The following is a 20,933-nucleotide window of genomic DNA, read 5'->3' on the forward strand; positions in this document are numbered from 1 at the left end:
GTCGTAACGGTCGAGCGGTCGAGCACTGCGGCGGTCGGGGACAGGGTCAGGACGGGCGGGCGTAGTAGTCCGGGGTGCCCATGTAGAACATGTTGCTGATCTTGATCACGTCGCCGGTGCGCGGCGCGTGGATCATCCGGCCGCCGCCCAGGTACATCGCGACGTGGTGGATGTCGGAGGCGCTCTTGGTCTCGGTCCAGAAGATCAGGTCGCCCGGGCGCAGGTTCCGGTACGACACCGGAGTGCTCTCGAAGTACTGCGTGGCGGCGAAGTGGGTCATCGTCACGCCCGCCTTGCGCCACGCCTGCATGACCAGGCCCGAGCAGTCGTAGCCGCGTGGGCCCTCGCCGCCCCAGACGTAGGGCTTGCCCAGTTGCGCCTTCGCGTAGGCGATCGCGGTGGCCGCGCCGGCGCCGTCGGCCGCGGGGGCCTCGGCGGGCGGGTCGGGTCGGGTCGCGGTCACCGGGTCGGGGCCATCGGCGGGCTTGGCCGGCGCGTTCGTCCTCGTGGGTTTGCCCGCCTCCCGCTCCCGGGCCTCGCGCACCACCCGCGCCTGCTCGGCCTGTCGGTCGGCCTCCTCGCGGGCCGCGTCGGCCTCGGCCCGGGCCCGGGCCTCCTCCTCGGCGCGACGCCGGGCCTCGGCCGCCAGGCCGTCCCGGCGCTGCGTCTCCAGGTCGACCGAGGTCTGCTTCAGCGTGGCCAGTTCGCTCAGCAACTCGGTGCGCCGGGCGGCGACCTCGCCGACGCGGTGCTGCTGCTCGGCGAGTTCGGCCTCGACCCGCTCCTTGGCCGCGAGGACCGCCTCGGCGGCTCGGGTGGCCGTCTCCGCGGTGTGTTCGGCATCGGTCCTGGCACTCGCCGCGTCCCGGACGGCGATGGTGGCGCGGTGCAGGGTGTCCTCGCCGTCCTGCGAGATCCGCCGGATGCCCTCCATGCGGGAGAGCAGGTCGGCGGGCGAGTCGGCGCCCAACACCGCCTGGAAGGTGCCCAGTCGCGCGCCGCCGCCCATCCGGTAGGTCTGTGCTGCGAGCCGGCCGAGTTCGTCCCGGGAGCGGGTCAGCCGGGCGTCCGCCGTACGCAGGTATCCGTCGGCGACCACGGCCCGATCGCGGGCCTGCCCGCGCAGCACCACGGCCCCGTCGTACGCCTCGACGGCGGCCTCGGCGCGGACGTCCAGGCGCCCGAGTTCGGTTGTCTCGCGGTCGAGTTCGGCCTCGATCCGACCGATGTCGTCGACCTTGCCGGTGGCCGCGTCCCGGGCCTGGCGGACCTGGTCGGCACCGGGGTAGGCGGAGCCTGCGGGGTCGTCGGCGAGGGCGGCGGGGGTGATCGTGAAAACGAGAACGGCGGCGAGTCCGGCAGGGACTGCGGCGCGGATGAACGGTCCAGGCATGCGGTCTCCCTCCAAGCGGCGGGCACCGAAGAGAACCGGGGATCCCGGTTCCGGGCAGATCTCCCAACCTAACGACCGGCGTTCACAATCGCACCATAAGCGACATATTTCCCGCTAATGGGCTTATCCCTCGGGAGTCACTCGAACATCAGTCCCGCACCCGGGTCTCGGCAGCGCGGCGACCCGGCCGGCCGAAAACGCGCCCCGATCACGCCCGGTCGTGCGTTCAGCCGACCGCCGCCGACTGCTCCAGCGACCACATGCACACCGCGCCCGACTCCGCGTCGGCGGTCAGCCAGACGCCGTCCGAGCGCACCACGAGCCATTCGCGCGGCGCGTCCTCGGGATACTCGACCTCGGCGATCGCCCGCAGGTCCGGCACCGAGAACAACACGTGCCGCTCGCCCGAGGAGGCCGCGAGCACCAGGTCGCGGCGCACGAAGCCGGCGTAGATGTCGAACACCTCGTCCGGGTCCGGGAAGACCTGCTCCCCCGGCCGGGCCGCTATCACCGCGCCGTCCGGGTAGCGCACCAGCGCGAGCGGGCCCGCCTCGATCGGCGTGGTGAGCATCATCCGACCGGAGCCGTGCACGTCGGTGAGCACCCGGCTCTCCCCCGGCGGCACCTCGGCCACCCGGTCCGGGGCGTCCGTGCCGAGCACGAAGACCCGGTACGCGTCGTCGGCGTGCGACGCGGCCAGGCCCACGTGTACACCGTCGGGATGCGGAATCAGTTCGGAGCCGACGGTGGCCGGATCCAGCGGCCAGGCCGCGAGCGCACTGCCGTCCGCGCCGTCCAGCAGCACGCATCGGTCACCCTCGGCGGTGCGCACCACCGCCCAGATCCCGGCCGCGGTGACCGCGCAGGAGCCGGCCTCCTCGGGCTCCCACGGCGTGTGCGGATGGGCCCACACCTCGCGCCCCTGTCCGTCCAACACCACCACTCGATCGGGTGCCGAGGCGACGAAGTACCCGAGGTCGGGGGTGACCGAGTGGCCACCCCGCCAATCCTCGGGCAATCGCACCTCGCACACGGTGCTCAGCGAGTCGTCGAGCACGACGAGCGAACCGTCCACCCCGTGCGCGAGCCAGGCCGCCGCACCGGGGATGCGGTCGAGACTCCACAGGGACGGCAGGGTTGCCCGGGCCAGAAGTTGAGCGCGCATGGCGTGAACTCTATTGGCGGCCGGGACCGACCCGTACGGCTCAGCGCCGCGGACCCGATTCCGCGTCCGGCCGGTCGTCGCTCGCGCGGTGCCGACCGCGACCCGGGGCCGACTCCGGCCGGTCCGCCGCGGTCCGCTTGCGCGACGCCGAACGGGCGCGCAGGAGTTCGATCGCGACCGGGACCACCGAGATCAGCACGATCGCGATCAGGATGAACTCGATGTTGTCCCGGACGAAGCCCACCTGACCCAGCGAGTGGCCGAGCAGGGTGACCCCGACCGCCCACAGCAGGCCGCCGATCACGTTGTAGACCACGAACGTGCGGTACTTCATCGCGGCCACACCCGCGACGATCGGGGTGAAGGTGCGCACGATCGGCACGAACCGGGCCAGCACGATCGAGCGCGGCCCGTACTTCTCGAAGAACTCGTGCGCCTTCGCCACGTTCTCGCGCTTGAACAACCGCGAATCGGGCCGGTTGAACAGGGACGGCCCCACCTTGCGGCCGAACAGGAAGCCGACCTGGTCGCCCGCCACCGCCGCGGCCCACAGCAGCAGGCACACCAGCCACAGCGGCTGGGAGAACTTGCCGTCCGAGACCAGCAGTCCGGTGGTGAACAACAGCGAGTCGCCCGGCAGGAAGAAGCCGATCAACAGCCCCGACTCGGCGAAGACGATCACCAGGATGCCGATCAAACCGAACGTCGAGATCAGTTTGTCGGGGTCCAGAAACGATGGACCCAGGGCGATGGTGTTCACGGCGCGAGCCTCCTGGAACGGGTGATGGCGGACGTCGGAAGTCCCCCGACCAGGTCATGGTTAGGCAAAGAGAATTCCTTCCGAAGGTAACGTCCGCATCGTGGGACCGGTTCCCGACCGGCCGAGGCGACGCTCCTCGGGACGGGATCAGCCGCGCTCGGGCCGGGTCAGCGCGACGAGTGCGCCGTCCTCGTCCATGCTCAGGTCGATGCCCAGGGAGCGCAGCTCGCCGAGCCGACCCAGGTGCGAACCGCCGCACGCGATGTGCGCGTCGCCGTCCGGCAGGCCGCAGTGCCACTCCCGACGGGCGGTGAGCGCCGGGCCGGGCACCTCGATCCGCACCTCGGCATCGGTTTTCAGCCATTGCGCCAACAGCGCCTCGACCTCGTCGCGAATGCCGGGCAGTTCCGCGGCCAGGCCGTCCGCGGTGAAGCCCTTCTTGCGCAGCGACTTGCCGATCCGGTAGTCGTCGCGGCTGCCGCCCTCGTCCATCCGGGACGAGGTGATCGCCAGGTTGTCGAAGTCGGGGCGGCCGAGACTGTCGGTACGCACCTCCTTGCGCCAGCGCGGCGCGAGCACCGCGTTGAGCGCGAACGCCAGCAGATGGCACGAGGTGTGCGCGGCGCTCAGCGCGGCCCGACGGTCGGCGTCCACGGCCAACTCGGCACGCGCCCCGACCAGCTCGCCCGGATCGCCCGGGGCCCGGTCCAGGACGTGCAGCACGAGCCAGGACCAGTCCTCGTCGCCGCGCCGGACCGGAATCGCCTCGCCCACCGCGAACTCGCCGGCCGGGCCGAGGGCGCCGGTGACACAGTCCGACACGGTCAGCTCCGCGCCCGCCACCCGGATCACTCCGGTGTCGGCGGGCTGGTCCGGCCAGGTGTGGTCCAGCGGGTGGAACGGCGTCCTGGCGACCACCAGGGCGGTCCGCCCGTCCGGCAACACGGGCGCGGCCAGGATCGGCGCGTCGCCGGTGATCGCGCCCGCCGGGAAGGTCACCTCGGTGGAGGTCGTGGGGAGGGCCATGTGCGTCCTAACCTCGATTCGATCCGGTCGCCATCGTGCCGGTGCGGCAGTGGCGCCATTCGGTCCATTCGATCATGGACAATCCTCCTCACACGGGAATCGCGAGCAGGGACGGTTTGTGCACCACCAAGGCTGGATCTCGACCACGGCGCGACTGGCCGGCGACGCCGAGGCCGGGCCACACGGCGTCGGCTGGATGCTCGTCGCGTTCATCTTCACGTTCGCGGTGACCCGCCTGATCACCCGGTTGATCCGTGCGGGCAAGGGCCCGTTCCGAAACATGATGGTGGGCAAGGTGCACGTGCACCATCAGGTGTACGGGATCTTCCTGATGCTGATCGCGGGCGCGCTGGAGTTCGCCTACGAACCGGGCGGCGCGCTGCGACAGGTGCTCGCCGGGCGCTTCGGGATGGGCGCCGCGCTGACGCTGGACGAGTTCGCGCTGCTCGTGCACCTGGACGACGTGTACTGGGCGGCGGACGGCCGCAAGTCGGTGGACGCGGTGTTGATCACCGCCGCGATGGGCCTGTTGTTGTTCGTCGGCGCCAACCCGCTCGGCCTCGGCGACGGCGACAGCAAGCCGGTGGCCGCGACGGTGGTCGTGTTCAATCTGGCCTTCGCCCTGTGCGCGCTGGCCAAGGGCAAGGTCGCCACCGGGCTGATCGGGGTCTTCGTACCGTTCGTCGCGATGGTGTCGGCGCTGCGCATCGCCAAGCCGGAGTCGCCCTGGGCGCGTTGGCGGTACAAGGAGGGCCCGGGGCGGACCTCGCCGCACGCGGACACCAAGCTGGCTCGCTCGCTGCGCCGCTTCCCGCCCGACCGGCGCACGTGGTGGGACCACACCAAGGACTTCGTCGCGGGCGCACCGCACCACTGACGCGCGCACGATTCGGCCGCGACGCGCGCCCCGACCGCGGTGTCGGGGTGCGCGGCACGGCCGCGGTGCCTACAGGTTCGGGAGCACCTCGTTCTCGAACAGGCGCAGGCTCTCCCACGCGAGCTCCGGCGGGATGCCGCCCATCATCGGGTGCAGGATCGCGAACGCCGCGTCGCCCTGCGCCTTGAGCTCGGCCACCAGGGTCTCCGGGGTGATCACCCGGTACTGCCCACCCGCGCGCAGCGCGTCGGCGTCGGTGACGCTCGCATAGCCGCCCACGCCCGCGGTGCCCGCCGCGGCCATCGTCTCGCCGTAGGCGTTGACCTCGTGCAGCGCGTGCGGCGCGATCCTGTCCCAGTCCCGGTCCGGCTCGTTCGAGAGATGGAAGAAGCTGGTGTCGCCGCCGAAGTACGGACCCGGGTCCTCCTCGCCGAGCTTGACCTTCTCGTCCCGGTAGAACTCCCAGATCGCCGGGTTGGACGGCATGAACCCGTCGGCGATGCGCGCGGCGCGGCGGGCGGCGGCCTCGACGCTGCCGCCCAGGATGATCGGCGGGCCACCCTTTTGGAACGGCTCGGGGGTCACCCGCACGGTCCGGCCGCGGAATTCGAACTCCTCGCCCGTCCACGCCTTGCGCAGCGTCTCGACGGTCTCCACCGTGCGCTTGGCCCGCTCGCGCATCGGCACGTCGTACATCGCGAACTCGGTGTCGACGTAGCCGTTGGTGAGCACCACGTTGACCCGGCCCTGGCTGAGCAGGTCGAGCACCGCGAGTTCCTCGGCCAGGTGCAGCGGGTCGTGCAGCGGCGCGGGTATCGCCGCGATGGTCACGCCCATGTTCCGGCTGCGCGCGGTGATCGCGGCGGCGAACTGGAGCGGGGCGGGCAGGTAGCCGTCGGCGAAGCCGTGGTGCTCGGACAGCGTGACCATGAAGAACCCGCGCTGATCGGCCCATTCGACCATGTCGAGTGCCGCCGCGTAGCGCTCCCCCATGCTCGTCCCGGCGAAAGCCGGATTGCGGAAGTCGAAACGCAGCGCGAACACAGCCATGCCGTACTCCTGTCCCCGGCGTCGCCGGGATGAGCGGCGCCGCACTCTCTGATGGGGCGTCAGGTTAGTCGCGCGGGTCGCCGAGAACCAGGGCGGGCCTCGTCACGTGTGCAACGCCCGGTCGAGCAGCACCCGCAGGGCGCGCCGGTCGGCGTCCGGCAGGCCGGTCAGCGGCGGATCGCAGGCCAGCGCGGCGAACAGGCGCTCGCGCAGCTCGGCGCCGGTGGCGGTGAGCGCGATCAGCTTGGCCCGGCGGTCCCCCGGGTGCGGCCGGCGTTCGACCAGGCCGCGCTCCTCCAGGCGGTCCACCACGAACGTCACGTTGGGTGGCTCGCAGCACATCCGCCGACCCAGCTCGCGCATGCCCAGCGGCTCGGCGAGTTCGTGCACGGCGTTCGCCTGGGACGCGGTCAGGCCGACCGCGCCGGCGCACGCGGCGAAGTGCGCGTCCAGCCGTGCGGTGGCCGCGTAGAGCAGCGCGGTCAGTCCCGGCAGCTCGCCTTCCCCCGTGGTCATGGCCACACTCTAGCCGAACTTCGTTACAGCTCGAATGATTCGAGGTGTAACGTCGACGCGGAACTGACATGTCGTCAGTTCCCCTGCTCACCCCGGGAGGAACCCGCCCATGCCCGCAATCCTGGCCGGTCGGATGGCCCTGGTCACCGGTGGCAGTGGCGGCATCGGCTCCGCGTGCGCGGCCCGGCTGCTGCGCGACGGCTGCTCGGTCACGCTCACCGCGCGGCGCCCCGACGTGCTCGCCACGACGGCCGACCGACTGCGCGCCTCGGCTCCGGCCGACACCCAGGTGCGCGTCGTCGCGGCGGACGCCTGCACCACCGACGGGATCCGCGCCGCGGTCCGGGCGGCGGGCCCCGAACTCGCCGTCTGCGTGGCCACCGTGGGCGGCGGCGGCACCGCGCCGATCCTGGCCATGGACGACGACGCGTTCCTGGCCGACCTGCGGCGCAACACGCACAGCGCGTTCCTGGCGATCAAGTACGCCGCGCCCGTGATCGCCGCACGCGGCGGCGGCGCGATCGTGTGCGTGTCCTCGACCGCGGCCAAACTCACCATGCCGTTCCTGAGCGGCTACGCGGCCGGGAAGGCGGGCCTGGAGGCACTGGTCCGGGCCGCCGCGGACGAGTTGGGCGCGGCCGGCGTCCGGGTCAACGCGGTCCGTCCCGGCCTGGTGCGCTCGCACGAGGAGGCCCGGATCTTCGGCGACGCCGAGATGATCGCGCGCTTCGTGGCGAACAAGCCGCTGGGCCGCACCGGCCTGCCCGAGGACATCGCCGAAGCGGTCCGCCACCTGGCCGGCCCCGAATCCTCGTGGACCACCGGCCAGAGTCTGGCCGTGGACGGCGGCAACGAGCTGCGCCGGGCGCCGTCCTTCGAGAAGTACGCCCGGGCCGCGTTCGGCGACGCGGTGATCGACGCGGCGGTGGCCGGCCGCGATCCGTACGCCGGATCGCGCTGAACCGCCACCCGGGCCCCGGAATCCCCGCCCCGCCTCGGCCACGCCCCGGCCGCACCTCGGCCGCACCGACCTCGACCTCGACCTCGACCCGACGGAGCATCCGCATGACCACCGACGTGCAACTTTCCATCGGCCTGCCGAACTTCGGCACCTGGCCCGCCGACGACTGGCCCGGCTTCGTGGACGTCGGCCGAGCCGCCGACGACGCGGGAATCGACCGCATCGTCCTGGTCGACCACGTGGTGATGGGCCCCAACACGCACAACTACACGTGGGGCCGCTTCCCCACGCCGCCCGAGGCCGCCTGGCCCGAGCCGCTCACCCTGCTCGCCGCGATCGCCGCCGTCACCTCCCACGTGCGCCTGGCCACCGGCATCCTGGTCGCCCCGCTGCGCAGCGCCACCCTGCTCGCCAAGACCGCCGCGACGCTGGACCGGATCTCGCGCGGACGCCTGGAGTTGGGCGTGGCCACCGGGTGGCAGCGCGAGGAGTACGACGCGGCCGGCCTGGACTGGGACGCCCGGGGACGACTGCTGACCGACACGCTGGCCGCGTGCAAGGCGCTGTGGACCGACCTGCCCGCGTCCTTCGCCTCCGAGACGGTGAACTTCACCGACGTCTACTGCGCGCCGCAGCCGGTACAGGCGGGCGGCGTGCCGCTGTGGATCGGCGGCACCCTCAACAAGCGCAATCTGGACCGGATCGTGCACAGCGGCGACGGCTGGATTCCGATCATGGGCCTGTCCACCGCCGACATGGCCCGGGACGTGCTCCGCATCCGCGAGGCGCTCGCCGCGGCCGGTCGCGACCCGAAGGCGCTGCGTGTGCAGGGCCCGCTGCCGATGGTCAAGGACGACGCCGGGCGGTTCGACCTGGCCGCCACGATGGCCGGCGCGCCCGAGGTGATCGCCGCCGGTGCGACCGCCGTGCACCTGCCGATCCAGGTGTTCTGTACCGGCCCGGAGCAGGCGCCCGCGTTCTTCGCCGAAGCCAGGAAGTTGTTCGACCGGGTGGTGTCCGGGGGCTGAGTCGCCCCCGAGGGACGCCGCCGGCTGGGGCTTTACCTCTGCTTGGGGAAAGTTCCCGGTTTGCGGAACGTCGTCGGCGGGAGGGTCGTTCCCCTGATCAGGGCGCGAAACGGCGCCTTTGTCCAACGCGGGAGGGCCCTCCATGTCCGACGTCACGCTGCCCACCGGCGCCAACGCGCCCCTGACCGGCGACCGCGCCGAGGTCTCCATCGGGTGGGGCTCGACCGACGTCGTGGACGTGTCCGCCGTGCTGCTGACCGACGCGCACAAGGTGCGCACCGACGAGGATCTGGTCTTCTTCAACAATCCCGTCGGCGGCGACGGCGCGGTGCGCACGGCGGCCGGCCCCTCGGGAACCACCCACGTCAGTGTCGAACTGGCCAAGCTGCCCGCCGACATCGCCCGCGTGGTGGTCGTGGTGAGCTCGGACGCGGATCGCCCGGAGATGACCCTGGGCCAGGTGCCGGGCCTGGGTGCGGTCACCGTGTCCGGCGACGCGCGGATCGGCTACACGCCGGACGCGTTCGCGGGCGGCGAGACGGTCGCGGTCCTGGTCGAGCTGTACCGCCGCGGCGACGCGTGGAAGGTGCGCGCGGTCGGTCAGGGTTACGCGAGCGGGCTGGCCGGGCTGGCCACCGACTTCGGCATCTCGGTCGAGGACGAGCCGGAACCGGAGCCGACCCCCGCGCCCGTCGCGCCCGCGCACGTGATGGTCAAGGAGCCCGCCGCGCCCCCCGCGCCGGCCGCGCCCGCGCCGATCTCGATGGCCAAGGAGCCGCTCGGCCGGGTCGACCTGGCCAAGGGCGGCCGAGCGACGATCAACATGGACAAGGGCGATCGCTCGATCACCGTCACCGCGTCCCTGGTCTGGGACGGCGGCGACGACGCGCGCCGCAAGACCGGCGCCGACCTGGACCTCTACGCGCTGTTCGTGCCCAGGTCCAAGGTGGGCGCGAAGAAGGGCGACAAGGACGGGGTGATCTACTACCGCGAACTCGGCAGCCTCACCGCCGCGCCCTACATCCAACTGGACGGCGACTCGCGGGTCCCCGGCCGGGAGACGGTCCGAATCACCCGGCCCGACGAGCAGGGTTACGTGCTGATCTGCGCCTACAGCGCGGTCGAGAACGGCTTCGGCAGCTTCAAGTCCTACGGCGCGCACGCCGAGGTCACCGACGGCCAGGGCTCCACCGTGAACGTGCCGCTGTTCAACAACAAGCGCGCGGTGTTCTGGGTGGCCATCGCCCTGGTCGACTTCACCGACCCCGACGGCGTCTCGATCCAGCACGTGGAGAAGTACTCGAAGCTGATGCAGGAGCGCCGCCCGATGCTGCACCCGGACGGCACGTTCGAGATGGGCGCCGGACCGGCGGAGTTCAAGACGGTGCGCTCGCCGCGCGAGCGCTGATCGGGTCGCCACCGCTCGGTCGTCGGAGCCGGGCGGTGGCCGATCGTCGAGTCGTCGCGGTTACTTCTTGACCGAGCGGTAGACGATCACCTTGTCGCCGACCCGGGTCTCGTTGAAGAGCCGCTGCACCAGGCCCTTGTCCCGGACGTTGACACATCCGTGCGAGGCACCGTTGTAGCCGTTGGCGGCGAAGTCGGCCGAGTAGTGCACGGCTTGGCCGCCGGAGAAGAACATCGCGAACGGCATCGGCGTGTGGTAGAGCGTCGACACGTGGTCGCGGCTCTTGAAGTTGATGCTGAACGCGCCCTCACGGGTGGGCGTCTCGGCCGAGCCGAAGCGCACGGCCGTGGAGTACTGGGTCTGGCCGTCGATCACCCAGGTGAGCCGGTCGGTGCGCTTGTCGATGCAGATCGCCCGGCCGGTCAGGCACCGCTCGTCCAGCCCGGCCTGTGCGGCCGGCGGCTTGGGCGAGGCGGGCTTGGTGGTCGGCGGCTTGCTCGTCGGCGGCTTGCTCGTCGCGGTGGTGGCCGGCTTGCTCGTGCCGGGCTTGGCGGAGCTGGGCGCGGCGCTGGTGGGCGCGCCGGTCGTGGGCGCGGCGGAGGTCGGCGGCGCGGTGCTCTCGGGCGCCGGCGTCACCGGTGCGGACGAGGAGGTGGCGGGCAGCGGCGACTGCGCTCCGGCTTTGGCGCTCGAGTCACTCGACGAACCGGAGTTGCAGGCCGACAAGGCCAGGATCGCGGTCACGGTGACCGCGAGGGATATACGCGTCTTCTTCATCGAGTGGTGCCTCTCCGACCCAAACCCAAATGTGGATGTTCCCCGAGTCGTGCACCCTTGTAGACGCCAATGGGACCCGAGAGGTTGCGTTCCTAGTTTGACCCATTCGTGTGAATGTTCAGCCGGACATGTCCCGCCGTGACCAGTTCGGGATCGACCGGACGCAGATCCGAAGCCCACGCGTCCAGCGCGGCGCCGATCTCGCCCTCGGCCAGGGCCGCGCCGATGCCCAGACACCGCATGCCGGCCGCCTCCGCGGCCCGCACACCGCTCTCCGCGTCCTCCACGACCAGGCAACGATCCGGCCGCACGCCCAGCAGTTCGGCCGCGCGCAGGTAGCCCTCGGGTGCCGGCTTGCCCTCGCGGACGTCCTCCGCGGTGACCATGTACACCGGTTCGGGCAGTTCCGCCGCACGCAGTCGGCCGCGGGCCACCCGGCGGGTGCCGGACGTGACGATGGCCCAGCGCGCCGCGGGCAGCGCGGCGAGCAGACCGACCGCGCCGGGCATCGGGCGGATGCCGGTGAAGTCCCGCTCCTCGCGCTCGACGATCCAGGCCGCCTCGACCTCGGCGTCCAGCGTGGGGGCGACCACGCGGACCAGGTCGATGTCCCGCCGCCCGTAGGAGGCCGCGACGGCCACGTCCGGGTCGACGCCGCGGTCGCGCGCCCAGGCGCGCAGGATGCGTTCGATCAGGGGATGGGAGTCCACCAGCACGCCGTCGAGATCGAACAGGATCGCGTCGCAGTCGAGCGTGGTGCCGTCGTTCGCCATGCGGCCAGGCTGTCAGGAGCGGCGGGGCGGCGTCGAGGACTTCGGTCGGGTGATCACCGCGCCTGGAACGACACTTGGAACGACACCTGGAACGACACCCTGAAGGGCGCCTTGAGGCGTCACCCACACGGCTCAGCCGTTTATCAGAAGCGATCATCTCCGGACCTGGGACGACGGGCCCGTTGCCTAACCGTCACGTTTGCGCCAACCCCAACCGGCTAGGGGCTCACTACGGCCCGGACACGCTCACCCCCAGGCGGACGTCATGTACTTGGTTCTCGCCCTGCTTGCACTGATTGTGATGTTCCTGCTGATACCCGGGCTGGCCTGGCTGGAGGACCACATGTTGGGGCCCCAGGCCCTGCCGAATCCGACACCCGTACCGCCGACCACACGACCGGCGGTCGAACCCGCCACCGCGACCGCCGCGCCGGCCGCAGCCGCGCTGCCCGCCGTGCCTCGGCCGACCGGACACACCGCGCGATCGGGACGGGCCCGGCACGCCCGCCGCCCCGATTCGCCGATCGCCTACCGGCACCACATCGGTCGCCGACGCCCGCCCCGAGCCCCGGTCCTTCGTTGACCACAGGCGCACCGTCCCGGAGGCGACCCTGAGCGAGCCCCCCGCGCCGCCGCCGGTGCGTATCGAATCCGTACCGCCCGAACTGGGCTCCCCGCTGGGCGCCGCGCCGCTGTCCGCGCACTCCGACGTCTGGCATGTGCGCGGCAGTGGCGCCGACGCGGTGCTCAAACTCGCGACGCCGGACGGTACGGCGTCCGCCAATCCGCGCTACTGGGCCCGTGAGGTCGAGGCGTACGAGAGCGGCTTCGCGCCCACCGTGTACGCCGCCTTCGGGCTGACCGCGCCCCGGGCGTTGCGGGCCGACCGGCGACCGGACGGGTCGGTGGCGCTGTGGCTCGACTACGTGCGAGGGCGGTCCGGGACCACGTGGGACCTGCCCCGATGGATCGATTTCGCCCGCCGACTCGGCGCCGCGCAGGCCGCGCCGCGCCCGGACGCGCCGCTCTGGTTGTTCGAACCCCCGTCCCCGGCCGGACCGCTGGCGGAACGCGCCGCCGAACTGCCGTACGTACCGTGCCACCTGGATCTGCGTCCGGTGAATCTGATCGCGCGGGAGGAGGACTTCGTGCTGTTGGACTGGTCGCATGTGGGCTACGGGCTGCCGGGCGAGGACCTGACCGGGTTGATCCTGGCCCACGCGGCCGAGCCGGAGTCGGCCTCGGAGCTCAATGCCGCGTTGCCGGCCGAGTACGCGCGGGGCGCGGGGCGGTCGGAGGCGGACGTACGGGTCGCGATCGCCGCGACGGCGCCCGCGAGGTACGGGCCCGGCGCGGACGAGGCGACCCGACGGGTGTTGCGGATGTGGACGCGGGAGGCGTCGGCCGGCTGAGCGCCCGGGAGCCGGGTGCCGGCGGGTCGTCGCGCCCTCGTCCCTATCGGCGCGACCTGCGGAGCGCCCAGATCAGGACCAGGACGGTCGTCGCAGCAGCGATGGCAGCGGGGATCGGACGGCTGCGGACCTCCGCCGCGCCGGCCAGGCTCGCGTGCCGGAGCGGGTCGGGGGTGTGGTCGAAGAGCTGGTTGCCGGCCGCGTGGCCGACCTCGACGGTGCGGTCCTTGGCGTGGCCGACCCGGTTTCCCGCCACCTCGCGGGCCCGGGCGGCGCCGTGGCCGGCGGCTTCCTTGACCTGCTCGGCGCGGTGGCCGGCGGCTTCCTTGGCCTGTTCGGCCCGGTGACCGGCGGCCTCCTTGACCTGCTCGGCCCGGCGCTCGACGGCCTCCTTGGCCTGTTCGGCGCGATGTCCGGCGGTCTCCTTGGCCTGTTCGGCGCGATGTCCGGCGGTCTCCTTGGCCTGTTCGGCGCGGTGCACGGCGGCCTCCTTGGCCTGCGCGGTCCTGTGTCGGGTGGTCTCCTTGGCCTGGTCGGCCCGGTCGCGGACCGCGTCCTCGGCCGACTCGGCCCGGTCGGCCACGGCGGCCGCGATCCGTTGCGCCCGGCGCCGGGTGCGCGGCGCGGCGCGGTCGATCCGCTCGGCCGCCTCGCCGACCTTGCGGTGGATCGCCTCGGGCGGCTCGGCCTGGGTCAACTCCTCCACGGCGTGGTCCACTTGCTCCTGTTTGTGGCCGGGTGTGCGCTCCTGCCGGGGAAGCTCGGACGGCACGCGGGGTTCGACGACGGAATCGGCGGGCGGTGGCACGGTCGGGTCGACGGCGATCTCGTCGGGCTCGCGCGACGCGGACCTGCCGCCGGGCTCTCGGCCTGGGGTACTCATCGGTGCGTACTCCTCTTCACGGTCTCGATGTCCTCGCGTCATCGCCGAGGACCGCGCGCCCTGCGTCTGCCCGGCGAGCGGCCGGTCATTCGTCCTCGGCGGCCCTTCGACGGCCGGGGCCGTCTCCCCGATCCTGCCGGGGGCGCAGACCCGGCAGGACCGAGGACACGGTCCCGGCGTTCGGTGCGTCGATGCCGGAATCGGTGTCTCCGGGACGAGGCTAGGAAAGTCCGCGCCGCAGATCCGGGAATGTCACCCGGATGCGCGGCGGCGTGTCCGATGGATCACCCGCTCGGCCGGATCCGGAGCGCGCCCCGGGGGCCGAGCGGGCGATCGTACGCGGTCAGTGTGCGCCGTCACGCCCGCGCGCCGACGACCCGATCCGGACCCGGGTCGGTTGCGGCGGCTTGTCGTGGAAGACGCAGTCGCCGCACGTACCGCCGCCGGGAATCCGGTAGTACAGGCAGCACGTGGTGCGCCGGAACGCGCCCAGGGCGCCGTGCAGCCCACTCCCTCGCAGCAGGCCCGTGGCCAACAGACCGTCGGCGAACGACCGGGTCGTCGTCACGAGTTCCGGCTCGTCCGGCGCCGGGTGCCGGTGCAGCACCCGGGCCGCACCCACCAGCGCCGACGCGGCGTTGCCGGCCAGCAGGCGCTCCGCGATCGGCACCACCGCCCGAGTGGCCCGGGCCAGCGGCACCAGGTGCGCGGTCATCACCGCGGCGTACACCCGGTCGATCCCGGCCCGGTCCGCGAGCACCGGCGTCGGGATCGGATCCGGCGCCCACAGTTCGATCGCACCGCTCGCCGGGAAGCGCCAGTGCGTCCGGACCGGGTCCAGGTCCGGCACGACCCGACCGAGCACCGCCGCGCCGAGCGCCACCGACCACAACCGCGAGGCCACGCCCAGGTACAGGATCGACGCGGCGACCCGCGGCTCGTCGGTGCGCAACCGGCCCCGCACGTACTCCACCCGGGCCGCCCACGCGTCGGGCGCGGCGCGGTCGTACAACTCGACCAACGGCCGAAAGCCCGCGCCGTCGGCGATCGCTCCGGTCCGCAGCACGAAGTAGGGCCCCACCTCGGCGACTCGGGCCATCGCGTCGCCGACCTCGGGCCGTGCCGCCGAACCGCTCAGCGGTTGTCGCCCGGACGCCACAGCAGATCACCCGCGCCACCCGCGTCGGCCCGTCGGGCGAGCACGAACAGCAGGTCGGACAGCCGGTTGAGGTAGCGCGCGGTGAGCGGGTTCACCGTCGCGGACCCACCCGCCGCCGGTTCGTCCGCCTCGATCAGCGCCCAGGTCGAACGTTCGGCGCGCCGGGCCGCGGTGCGGGCCACGTGCAGCAGGGCCGCGGCGGGGCTGCCGCCGGGCAGGACGAACGAGCGCAGCGTGGGGAGTTCCGCGTTGAACGCGTCGCAGTGCTCCTCCAGCCGGGCCACGTCGGCCTCGGTGATCCGCAGCCGGGTGTCGCCTTCGGCGATCGGCGCGCACAGGTCCGCGCCGACGTCGAACAGGTCGTGTTGCAGTTGGGCCAACACCGCACGGGTCTGCGGCTCCGGGTCGCCGAGCGCGAGCACGACCCCGATCGCCGCGTTGGTCTCGTCCGTGTCGGCGTAGGCCGCCAACCTCGGATCGGTCTTGCGCGTCCGGGAGTTGTCGCCCAGCGCGGTGGTACCGGCATCGCCGGTACGGGTGTAGATCCGGCTCAGTACCAAGGACATGGCGCAGCACCGGCCTCTCTCGGGGAAATCCGCCCCGGTTGGTGAGGTGGCGACGACGTGAGTCTCCTGGCTCTCGGCTCTTCGCTCCTCCCGGCCTTCCCACCCCGTCGCGGGGTCGTGGCCGGTGTGGGAGTCGCTCCCCGATCACAGTGGCGGGACCGCGTCGGATTCACACCGACTTCCTCGTACCGCCGTCGCATAGCGCCTCCCACCATGACACGCGCGCCGGGCCGGGTCCACTGTCGGGCCCGGTCGGTCCACGCTTGTGGGTGAAGCTCGCCGCCGCTCCGCGTGCCGCGTCGCGAACCGGTGGGCACTGCGCACAGGATCGGGGTTCGAGAGCGGCTCCCTCGGCCGGCATCGGATCCGGCGGGCGCCGGCCGACCCATCCCAGATCCGGCCGTGTCCGGACCAGAGTGCCGGAGGATTGTGTGGCCACGGTTTCCGGAACACCCGAACCGGCCGTCCGGATGCGTCGAGTCGGTGTGGTGCTCGTGTGGTGCGCGGTGTTGTTCGGTGTGGGCGCCGGGTGCCCCGCCGTTGCCGTGGTGCCCATCCCGTCGCTGCCGCCCGTGGTCGCCGGCCCGGCCGGCGACTCCGCTCCGGGCTCGCGTGTCGACCGGGTACGGCCGAACGGCGGGTTCGCAGCGCCGATGCCGGCCGCGCCGCGGGCCGTCACGGATCGGGTCGGCACTCGCGCCGGGCAGTCGGTGGACGTCCCGGTGCTGGCCGGCGACACCGGTGAGGGGCTGGCCCTGGTGTCGCACACCAATCCCGAGCACGGTCTGGTCCTCGACGTCGAGGGCGCTCCGGACGAGGGCACGACGGAGGCCGTGTTGCGCTACACGCCGGGGCCGGGCTTCGCCGGGCGCGACGGCTTCCATTACACGATCGTCGACCGGCTCGGCCGCCAGGCCACCGCGACCGTGCGGATCGACGTGGCGGCCGATCCGGGAGCGGCGGAACGGGCGGTCGAGCCGAGGACGGGCCGGCTCGGCGTGCCTCGCGGCGTCGACGAACTGCGGGCGCCGGCGGCCGTGACGCGGCAGGGCGGGCACGATTCGGGCGGCGGGCTGTTGCTGTCGGCCTTCCTGGGCTCGGCGTTGCTCGGCGCGGGCATCCTGGGTTGGGTGGCGCACCGTCGGCCGGGGCGGCGGCAGGTGCGCTGAACGGGGTGATCGGCGGGCCGATCGCCGGGCCGGTCACCGAACCGATCACCGAAGCGATCGGGAAGCGACCGGAAAGCAGTCGGGACGCGATCACCGGGCCGTTCGCCGCGCTCGGCGCACCCGGTCAGGGCTTTCGGGCCTCCCGGGCCTCCCCGGCCTCGCGGGTCAACCGGTAGAGCCCGTACAGCACTTCGGCGATGCCGACGATCAGCAGCACGACGCCGATCTTCCCGAGCGCGATCACGGGTGTGTCGACGTCGTCCGCGAACAGCTTCAGGGCCGCGCCCACCAGCGCGCTCGCCAGGCCGGCCGTCAACGAACCGCGTGCCTTCGTCATGTTCTTCCCTCCTCCACTCGACCTGCGGACATGCCCACGAGGCTAGGTCCGGGGCCGGGGGCGGCACGCCCTCCGCGAGGACGACCCGGCGTACACACTTCGGCCCAGGCGGGGCCCGATTTCCGGCCCGCGAGCGGCTTCGGCGGACCCGGCCCGCCGAGGGCACAGGTGGGGCCGGCCCCACCCTCGGACGGTGGCCGACCCCATGGGCAGGGGCGATTCGCGCTCCTAGCGTTGGACCCGGTGCCGTACACGGGGTGGCGGCCGGATCGGCGGGAGAATCGACGTGGGCGGGCAACCGACACACGAGTGGTACACGGCGCCGGCCGAGTGGGAGGGCGCCGGCCCGCCAGCCGTCCGGCTCGACGCGGTGCGCAAGGTCCACGGCCGGGGCTCCGCGTCGGTGGCCGCCCTCGACGGGGTCGACATCACGTTCGGGCAGGGCTCGTTCACCGCCGTGATGGGCCCGTCCGGCTCCGGCAAGAGCACCTTCCTGCACTGCGCGGCCGGTCTGGACCGACCCACGTCGGGCACGGTCACGGTGGCCGGCCAGGACCTCGCCGAGTTGAACGAGAACGCGCTGACCAAGCTCCGCCGGGAACGCATCGGCTTCGTCTTCCAGGCGTTCAACCTGCTGCCCACGCTCACCGTGGAACAGAACATCACGCTGCCGATGCGGTTCGCGGGCAAACGCGCCGACCGCCGGCGTGTCGCCGAGGTGATCGCGCACGTGGGCCTTACCGACCGGGCCCGACACCGACCGCACGAGTTGTCCGGCGGCCAGCAGCAGCGGGTCGCGATCGCTCGCGCGCTCGTCGTGAGGCCCGCCGTGCTGTTCGCGGACGAGCCGACCGGTGCGCTGGACACCCGGACCGCGGCCGAGGTGCTCGGCCTGCTCCGGGAATCCGTACGGATCGACGGCCAAACCGTCGTGATGGTCACGCACGACCCGGTCGCCGCCTCCTATGCCGACCACGTGGTCTTCCTGGCCGACGGCCGGATCGCGGACCGGGTGAGCGCGCCGACGGCGGACACCATCGCCGAGCGGATGACCCACCTGGGCGCGTTCGCGGACGTGCCGGGGCCGGGCCGACCCGGGCCGATCGGCAGGGTCCGCTGATGTGGGGGCTCGCCCTGCGCACGCTGCGCTTTCGGGCCGGTGGCTTCGTGGCCACCTTCATCGCGCTGTGCTTCGGCGCGACCGTGGTGATGGCCTGTGGCGGGCTGCTCGAAACCGGGGTCCGCAACAACGCGCCGCCGCAACGCCTGGCGCAGGCTTCGCTGTTGGTGATCGGCGATCCCACCTTCACCGGTCCGCGCGACGGTTCCGGCGACCGCGAGCGGGACTTCGCACTGGCCGAGCGCACCCCGTTGCCCGTGGGGCTCGTGGCTCGGGTGCGGGCGTTGGAGGGGGTGCGGGCGGCGGTCGGCGAACAGACCTTCGAGACCGCGCTGATCGGCCCCGCCGGCAACCACGGGGCGCAGGGCCACGCGTGGGATTCCGCAGCCCTGACGCCGTACCTGCTCGCGCAGGGCGCCGCGCCGGTCGGGGCCGACGAGGTGGTGCTGGACAGTACGCTCGCGCGCCGCGCCGGGGTGGCCGTGGGCGATCGGGTCGAGATCGCCGCGCACGGCGGCGCGAGCGCGTACCGGGTCAGCGGCATCGCCCGGGCCGCGCGTACCGTCTCGCAGGCCGGCGTGTTCTTCGCGGCGGCGCAGGCGGACCGGCTCGCGACGCCCGCCGGCACCGTCGCCGACATCGCGATCGTGGCCGCCCCGGGTAGCGATCTCGGCGCGCTGCGCAAGCGGGTCGCCGGGGCACTGCACGACCATCACGTCCGGATCCTGGCCGGTGACGATCGCGGCGCGGTCGAGCACCCCGAGATCCTGGCGAACAAGTCGGACCTGATCTCCCTCGCCGGCGTCTTCGGCGGCCTGGCGGTCTCGGTCGCGGTGTTCGTGGTGGCCGGCACCATCGGGCTGTCCGTGCAGCAGCGCCGGCGCGAGTTCGCGCTGATGCGCGCGATCGGCGCCACGCCCCGCCAGTTGCGCCGGATGTTGCTCGGCGAGACGTTCCTGGTGACCGTCCTGGCGGCGGGCGTGGCCTGGTTCACCGGGCCGGCGGCCGGCCGGGTGCTCTTCGACCGGCTGGTCGCCTCGGACATGGTCGCCGAGACCGTGGAGTTCGAGCAGGGCTGGATCCCGGCGGTGGCCGCGGCGGGCGCGGTGCTGCTGACCGCGCTGGTCGGCGGCTTCGTCGGCGCGCGGCGCGCGGTGACCGCCAAGCCGACCGAGGCACTCGCCGAATCCGCCTTCCAGCCGCGCTGGTTCAACTGGTTCCGGCTCGCGTTCGCGCTGCTCGCGCTGGCCGGCGCCACCGCTCTGAGTCTGGTCACGGTGTACGTCCTGGAGGGTCCGGTGGCCGCGAGCACCGCGGGCCCGGCGGTGATCTGCGCCGCGATCGGCCTGGCCCTGCTCGCCCCCGGCCTGACCAAGCTGCTGACCCGGATGTTGTCCGGCCCGCTGGGCGCGCTGACCGGCGAGTCCGGCCGGATCGCGATGCTCGGCTCGCGGGTCACCTCGGTACGGACGGCCGCCGTGGTGACGCCGATCATGCTCGCGGTGGCGATCAGCACCGGCGAGTTGTACCTGCAGACCACCACGACCACGCACGCCGAACGCGTGTACACGGAAACCCTGCGGGCCGACGCGGTGTTGACCGGTGCGGGCGGCGGCCTCGACCCGGCCCTGGTCGACCGGGTGCGCACGATTCCCGGCGTCGCGAGTGCGAGTGCGTACACCGCGAGTGCCGGCTTCATCGAGCAGCCGCGGACCGCGCCGGACGGTCGACACGGCCTGCGACTCCAGGGCATCGACGCCGAGTTCGGTCTCGCCACCACCGGGGTGAGCGCCACCTCCGGGTCGCTGACCGAGCTGCGCGGCAATACCGTGGCGCTGCCCGAGAGCCTGGCCCGCTCGATCCACCGCGGGCTCGGCGACACGATCCGGCTGCGGCTGGGCGACGGGAGTTCGGCCGACGTTCGGGTGGTCGCGCTGTTCGGGAGCCGGCCGGGCTACGACTCGTTGCTGCTGCCGGTGTCGCTGCTCGCGCCGCACACCACCGATGGGCTGCCCGCGCAGATCCTGATCCGCGCGGCACAGGGCACCGACGCCGACCGTCTGGTCGCCTCGCTGGGGGCATGGGCCAAGGAACATCCGGGAGTTCGTGCCGCCTCCCGGGACGCGCTGCTGGAGACGCACGCCGAGGAATCCAAGACCCAGGCGTGGGCCAACTACCTGATCATCGGCATGTTGACCCTGTACAGCGCGCTGTCCCTGGTCAACTCGCTGATCCTGGCCACGCACAACCGGCGCCGCGAGTTCGCCCTGCAACGCCTCAACGGCGCGACCCGGGCCCAGATCATGCACATGTCCGCGGTCGAGGCGGCGCTCACCACGTTGATCGGCGTGATCCTGGGCACCGTCGCGGCGGCCGCGGCGGTGGTCCCGTTCAGCCTGTCGCTCACCGACTCGTGGTTGCCGACGGGGCCGATCGGCATCTACGCGGCGGTGGTCGGTACGGCGGCGGCGCTCACCTTCGCGGCGACGTTGCTGCCCACGTGGCGGGCGTTGCGGACCGGGCCGGTGGCGATGGCGCAGGGCTGAGGCGTGG

General features: G+C 72.9%; 21 protein-coding genes and 1 riboswitch. Of the genes, 9 read left to right on the top strand and 12 right to left on the bottom strand.

Annotated elements, in window-relative coordinates:
* Nucleotides 1–46 precede the first annotated feature (46 nt).
* From ACFXMF_RS22950 to ACFXMF_RS22965, 4 genes are all read right to left on the bottom strand, one after another.
* Complete coding sequence (locus tag ACFXMF_RS22950) at nucleotides 47–1,393, bottom strand: NlpC/P60 family protein (RefSeq protein ID WP_379990120.1); 1,347 nt, start codon at nucleotides 1,391–1,393, stop codon at nucleotides 47–49.
* A 226-nt stretch (nucleotides 1,394–1,619) separates the two neighbouring features.
* Nucleotides 1,620–2,558 (bottom strand): hypothetical protein, encoded by a 939-nt coding sequence (locus tag ACFXMF_RS22955; RefSeq protein WP_360313009.1) that lies wholly within the window; start codon nucleotides 2,556–2,558, stop codon nucleotides 1,620–1,622.
* Between the two features lie 40 nt (nucleotides 2,559–2,598).
* Nucleotides 2,599–3,318: a VTT domain-containing protein gene (locus ACFXMF_RS22960; protein WP_360313007.1), complete on the bottom strand. Its 720-nt coding sequence runs from the start codon at nucleotides 3,316–3,318 to the stop codon at nucleotides 2,599–2,601.
* 147 nt (nucleotides 3,319–3,465) lie between these two features.
* Complete coding sequence (locus tag ACFXMF_RS22965; protein ID WP_360313005.1) at nucleotides 3,466–4,344, bottom strand: metal-dependent hydrolase; 879 nt, start codon at nucleotides 4,342–4,344, stop codon at nucleotides 3,466–3,468.
* Nucleotides 4,345–4,462: 118 nt separating this feature from the next.
* Between ACFXMF_RS22965 and ACFXMF_RS22970 the strand changes: the two genes are divergently transcribed.
* Complete coding sequence (locus ACFXMF_RS22970; protein ID WP_379990121.1) at nucleotides 4,463–5,221, top strand: hypothetical protein; 759 nt, start codon at nucleotides 4,463–4,465, stop codon at nucleotides 5,219–5,221.
* Between the two features lie 69 nt (nucleotides 5,222–5,290).
* Here the strand turns inward: ACFXMF_RS22970 and ACFXMF_RS22975 are convergent, their stop codons facing one another.
* Nucleotides 5,291–6,271: an LLM class flavin-dependent oxidoreductase gene (locus tag ACFXMF_RS22975; RefSeq protein WP_360313001.1), complete on the bottom strand. Its 981-nt coding sequence runs from the start codon at nucleotides 6,269–6,271 to the stop codon at nucleotides 5,291–5,293.
* A 102-nt stretch (nucleotides 6,272–6,373) separates the two neighbouring features.
* Nucleotides 6,374–6,787: a MarR family transcriptional regulator gene (locus tag ACFXMF_RS22980; RefSeq protein ID WP_360312999.1), complete on the bottom strand. Its 414-nt coding sequence runs from the start codon at nucleotides 6,785–6,787 to the stop codon at nucleotides 6,374–6,376.
* A 109-nt stretch (nucleotides 6,788–6,896) separates the two neighbouring features.
* On the opposite strand from ACFXMF_RS22980, the gene ACFXMF_RS22985 reads away from it, so the two are divergent.
* From ACFXMF_RS22985 to ACFXMF_RS22995, 3 genes are all read left to right on the top strand, one after another.
* Nucleotides 6,897–7,748, top strand: coding sequence for an SDR family oxidoreductase (locus ACFXMF_RS22985; protein ID WP_360312997.1), 852 nt, complete (start codon nucleotides 6,897–6,899; stop codon nucleotides 7,746–7,748).
* Between the two features lie 104 nt (nucleotides 7,749–7,852).
* Complete coding sequence (locus tag ACFXMF_RS22990) at nucleotides 7,853–8,776, top strand: TIGR03619 family F420-dependent LLM class oxidoreductase (RefSeq protein WP_360312995.1); 924 nt, start codon at nucleotides 7,853–7,855, stop codon at nucleotides 8,774–8,776.
* A gap of 142 nt (nucleotides 8,777–8,918) precedes the next feature.
* Entirely contained in the window at nucleotides 8,919–10,184 is a 1,266-nt protein-coding gene (locus tag ACFXMF_RS22995) for a TerD family protein (RefSeq protein ID WP_360312993.1), read from the top strand.
* A gap of 60 nt (nucleotides 10,185–10,244) precedes the next feature.
* Here ACFXMF_RS22995 and ACFXMF_RS23000 read toward each other — a convergent pair whose 3' ends face one another.
* Nucleotides 10,245–10,961, bottom strand: a complete 717-nt coding sequence (locus ACFXMF_RS23000; RefSeq protein WP_360312991.1) for a L,D-transpeptidase family protein — start codon at nucleotides 10,959–10,961, stop codon at nucleotides 10,245–10,247.
* A gap of 92 nt (nucleotides 10,962–11,053) precedes the next feature.
* On the bottom strand, nucleotides 11,054–11,734 hold the full coding sequence (locus tag ACFXMF_RS23005) for an HAD-IA family hydrolase (protein ID WP_360312989.1): 681 nt from the start codon (nucleotides 11,732–11,734) through the stop codon (nucleotides 11,054–11,056).
* A gap of 265 nt (nucleotides 11,735–11,999) precedes the next feature.
* Between ACFXMF_RS23005 and ACFXMF_RS23010 the strand changes: the two genes are divergently transcribed.
* Both ACFXMF_RS23010 and ACFXMF_RS23015 read left to right on the top strand, forming a co-directional pair.
* A complete protein-coding gene (locus ACFXMF_RS23010) occupies nucleotides 12,000–12,317 on the top strand; it encodes a hypothetical protein (RefSeq protein ID WP_360312987.1) in 318 nt (105 codons plus the stop codon).
* 55 nt (nucleotides 12,318–12,372) lie between these two features.
* Entirely contained in the window at nucleotides 12,373–13,146 is a 774-nt protein-coding gene (locus tag ACFXMF_RS23015) for a phosphotransferase (RefSeq protein ID WP_379990122.1), read from the top strand.
* A gap of 43 nt (nucleotides 13,147–13,189) precedes the next feature.
* Here the strand turns inward: ACFXMF_RS23015 and ACFXMF_RS23020 are convergent, their stop codons facing one another.
* The 3 genes from ACFXMF_RS23020 to ACFXMF_RS23030 form a co-directional block, all read right to left on the bottom strand.
* Nucleotides 13,190–14,029, bottom strand: coding sequence for a hypothetical protein (locus ACFXMF_RS23020; protein WP_379990123.1), 840 nt, complete (start codon nucleotides 14,027–14,029; stop codon nucleotides 13,190–13,192).
* Between the two features lie 343 nt (nucleotides 14,030–14,372).
* Nucleotides 14,373–15,188 carry a (2Fe-2S)-binding protein gene (locus tag ACFXMF_RS23025; RefSeq protein ID WP_360312981.1) on the bottom strand — a complete coding sequence of 272 codons (816 nt, stop codon included), beginning with the start codon at nucleotides 15,186–15,188 and terminating at the stop codon, nucleotides 14,373–14,375.
* A complete protein-coding gene (locus ACFXMF_RS23030) occupies nucleotides 15,164–15,754 on the bottom strand; it encodes a cob(I)yrinic acid a,c-diamide adenosyltransferase (protein ID WP_360312979.1) in 591 nt (196 codons plus the stop codon). The genes ACFXMF_RS23025 and ACFXMF_RS23030 overlap by 25 nt, the downstream gene beginning before the upstream one ends.
* A gap of 59 nt (nucleotides 15,755–15,813) precedes the next feature.
* A riboswitch (cobalamin riboswitch) is annotated at nucleotides 15,814–15,941 on the bottom strand.
* Nucleotides 15,942–16,185: 244 nt separating this feature from the next.
* Here ACFXMF_RS23030 and ACFXMF_RS23035 point away from each other — a divergent pair.
* Nucleotides 16,186–16,923: an Ig-like domain-containing protein gene (locus ACFXMF_RS23035; RefSeq protein WP_379990124.1), complete on the top strand. Its 738-nt coding sequence runs from the start codon at nucleotides 16,186–16,188 to the stop codon at nucleotides 16,921–16,923.
* Nucleotides 16,924–17,047: 124 nt separating this feature from the next.
* Here ACFXMF_RS23035 and ACFXMF_RS23040 read toward each other — a convergent pair whose 3' ends face one another.
* Complete coding sequence (locus ACFXMF_RS23040) at nucleotides 17,048–17,260, bottom strand: DUF5708 family protein (RefSeq protein ID WP_379990125.1); 213 nt, start codon at nucleotides 17,258–17,260, stop codon at nucleotides 17,048–17,050.
* A 286-nt stretch (nucleotides 17,261–17,546) separates the two neighbouring features.
* Between ACFXMF_RS23040 and ACFXMF_RS23045 the strand changes: the two genes are divergently transcribed.
* Nucleotides 17,547–18,380, top strand: coding sequence for an ABC transporter ATP-binding protein (locus ACFXMF_RS23045; RefSeq protein ID WP_379990126.1), 834 nt, complete (start codon nucleotides 17,547–17,549; stop codon nucleotides 18,378–18,380).
* Nucleotides 18,380–20,926 carry an ABC transporter permease gene (locus tag ACFXMF_RS23050; RefSeq protein ID WP_379990128.1) on the top strand — a complete coding sequence of 849 codons (2,547 nt, stop codon included), beginning with the start codon at nucleotides 18,380–18,382 and terminating at the stop codon, nucleotides 20,924–20,926. Before ACFXMF_RS23045 ends, ACFXMF_RS23050 begins: the two co-directional genes overlap by 1 nt.
* Nucleotides 20,927–20,933 lie beyond the last annotated feature (7 nt).

It is taken from the genome of Embleya sp. NPDC059213 (assembly GCF_042754445.1).
Classification (GTDB): Bacteria; Actinomycetota; Actinomycetes; order Streptomycetales; family Streptomycetaceae; genus Embleya.

What these genes read in the sequence shown, in the direction of transcription:
- ACFXMF_RS22950 (WP_379990120.1), bottom strand. Translation starts at nt 1,393, where the DNA reads ATGCCTGGACCGTTCATCCGCGCCGCAGTCCCTGCCGGACTCGCCGCC.
- ACFXMF_RS22965 (WP_360313005.1), bottom strand. Translation starts at nt 4,344, where the DNA reads ATGGCCCTCCCCACGACCTCCACCGAGGTGACCTTCCCGGCGGGCGCG.
- ACFXMF_RS22995 (WP_360312993.1), top strand. Translation starts at nt 8,919, where the DNA reads ATGTCCGACGTCACGCTGCCCACCGGCGCCAACGCGCCCCTGACCGGC.
- ACFXMF_RS23020 (WP_379990123.1), bottom strand. Translation starts at nt 14,029, where the DNA reads ATGAGTACCCCAGGCCGAGAGCCCGGCGGCAGGTCCGCGTCGCGCGAG.
- ACFXMF_RS23040 (WP_379990125.1), bottom strand. Translation starts at nt 17,260, where the DNA reads ATGACGAAGGCACGCGGTTCGTTGACGGCCGGCCTGGCGAGCGCGCTG.
- ACFXMF_RS23005 (WP_360312989.1), bottom strand. Translation starts at nt 11,734, where the DNA reads ATGGCGAACGACGGCACCACGCTCGACTGCGACGCGATCCTGTTCGAT.
- ACFXMF_RS22955 (WP_360313009.1), bottom strand. Translation starts at nt 2,558, where the DNA reads ATGCGCGCTCAACTTCTGGCCCGGGCAACCCTGCCGTCCCTGTGGAGT.
- ACFXMF_RS22980 (WP_360312999.1), bottom strand. Translation starts at nt 6,787, where the DNA reads ATGACCACGGGGGAAGGCGAGCTGCCGGGACTGACCGCGCTGCTCTAC.
- ACFXMF_RS23010 (WP_360312987.1), top strand. Translation starts at nt 12,000, where the DNA reads ATGTACTTGGTTCTCGCCCTGCTTGCACTGATTGTGATGTTCCTGCTG.
- ACFXMF_RS22975 (WP_360313001.1), bottom strand. Translation starts at nt 6,271, where the DNA reads ATGGCTGTGTTCGCGCTGCGTTTCGACTTCCGCAATCCGGCTTTCGCC.
- ACFXMF_RS23000 (WP_360312991.1), bottom strand. Translation starts at nt 10,961, where the DNA reads ATGAAGAAGACGCGTATATCCCTCGCGGTCACCGTGACCGCGATCCTG.
- ACFXMF_RS23050 (WP_379990128.1), top strand. Translation starts at nt 18,380, where the DNA reads ATGTGGGGGCTCGCCCTGCGCACGCTGCGCTTTCGGGCCGGTGGCTTC.
- ACFXMF_RS22985 (WP_360312997.1), top strand. Translation starts at nt 6,897, where the DNA reads ATGCCCGCAATCCTGGCCGGTCGGATGGCCCTGGTCACCGGTGGCAGT.
- ACFXMF_RS23030 (WP_360312979.1), bottom strand. Translation starts at nt 15,754, where the DNA reads ATGTCCTTGGTACTGAGCCGGATCTACACCCGTACCGGCGATGCCGGT.
- ACFXMF_RS22990 (WP_360312995.1), top strand. Translation starts at nt 7,853, where the DNA reads ATGACCACCGACGTGCAACTTTCCATCGGCCTGCCGAACTTCGGCACC.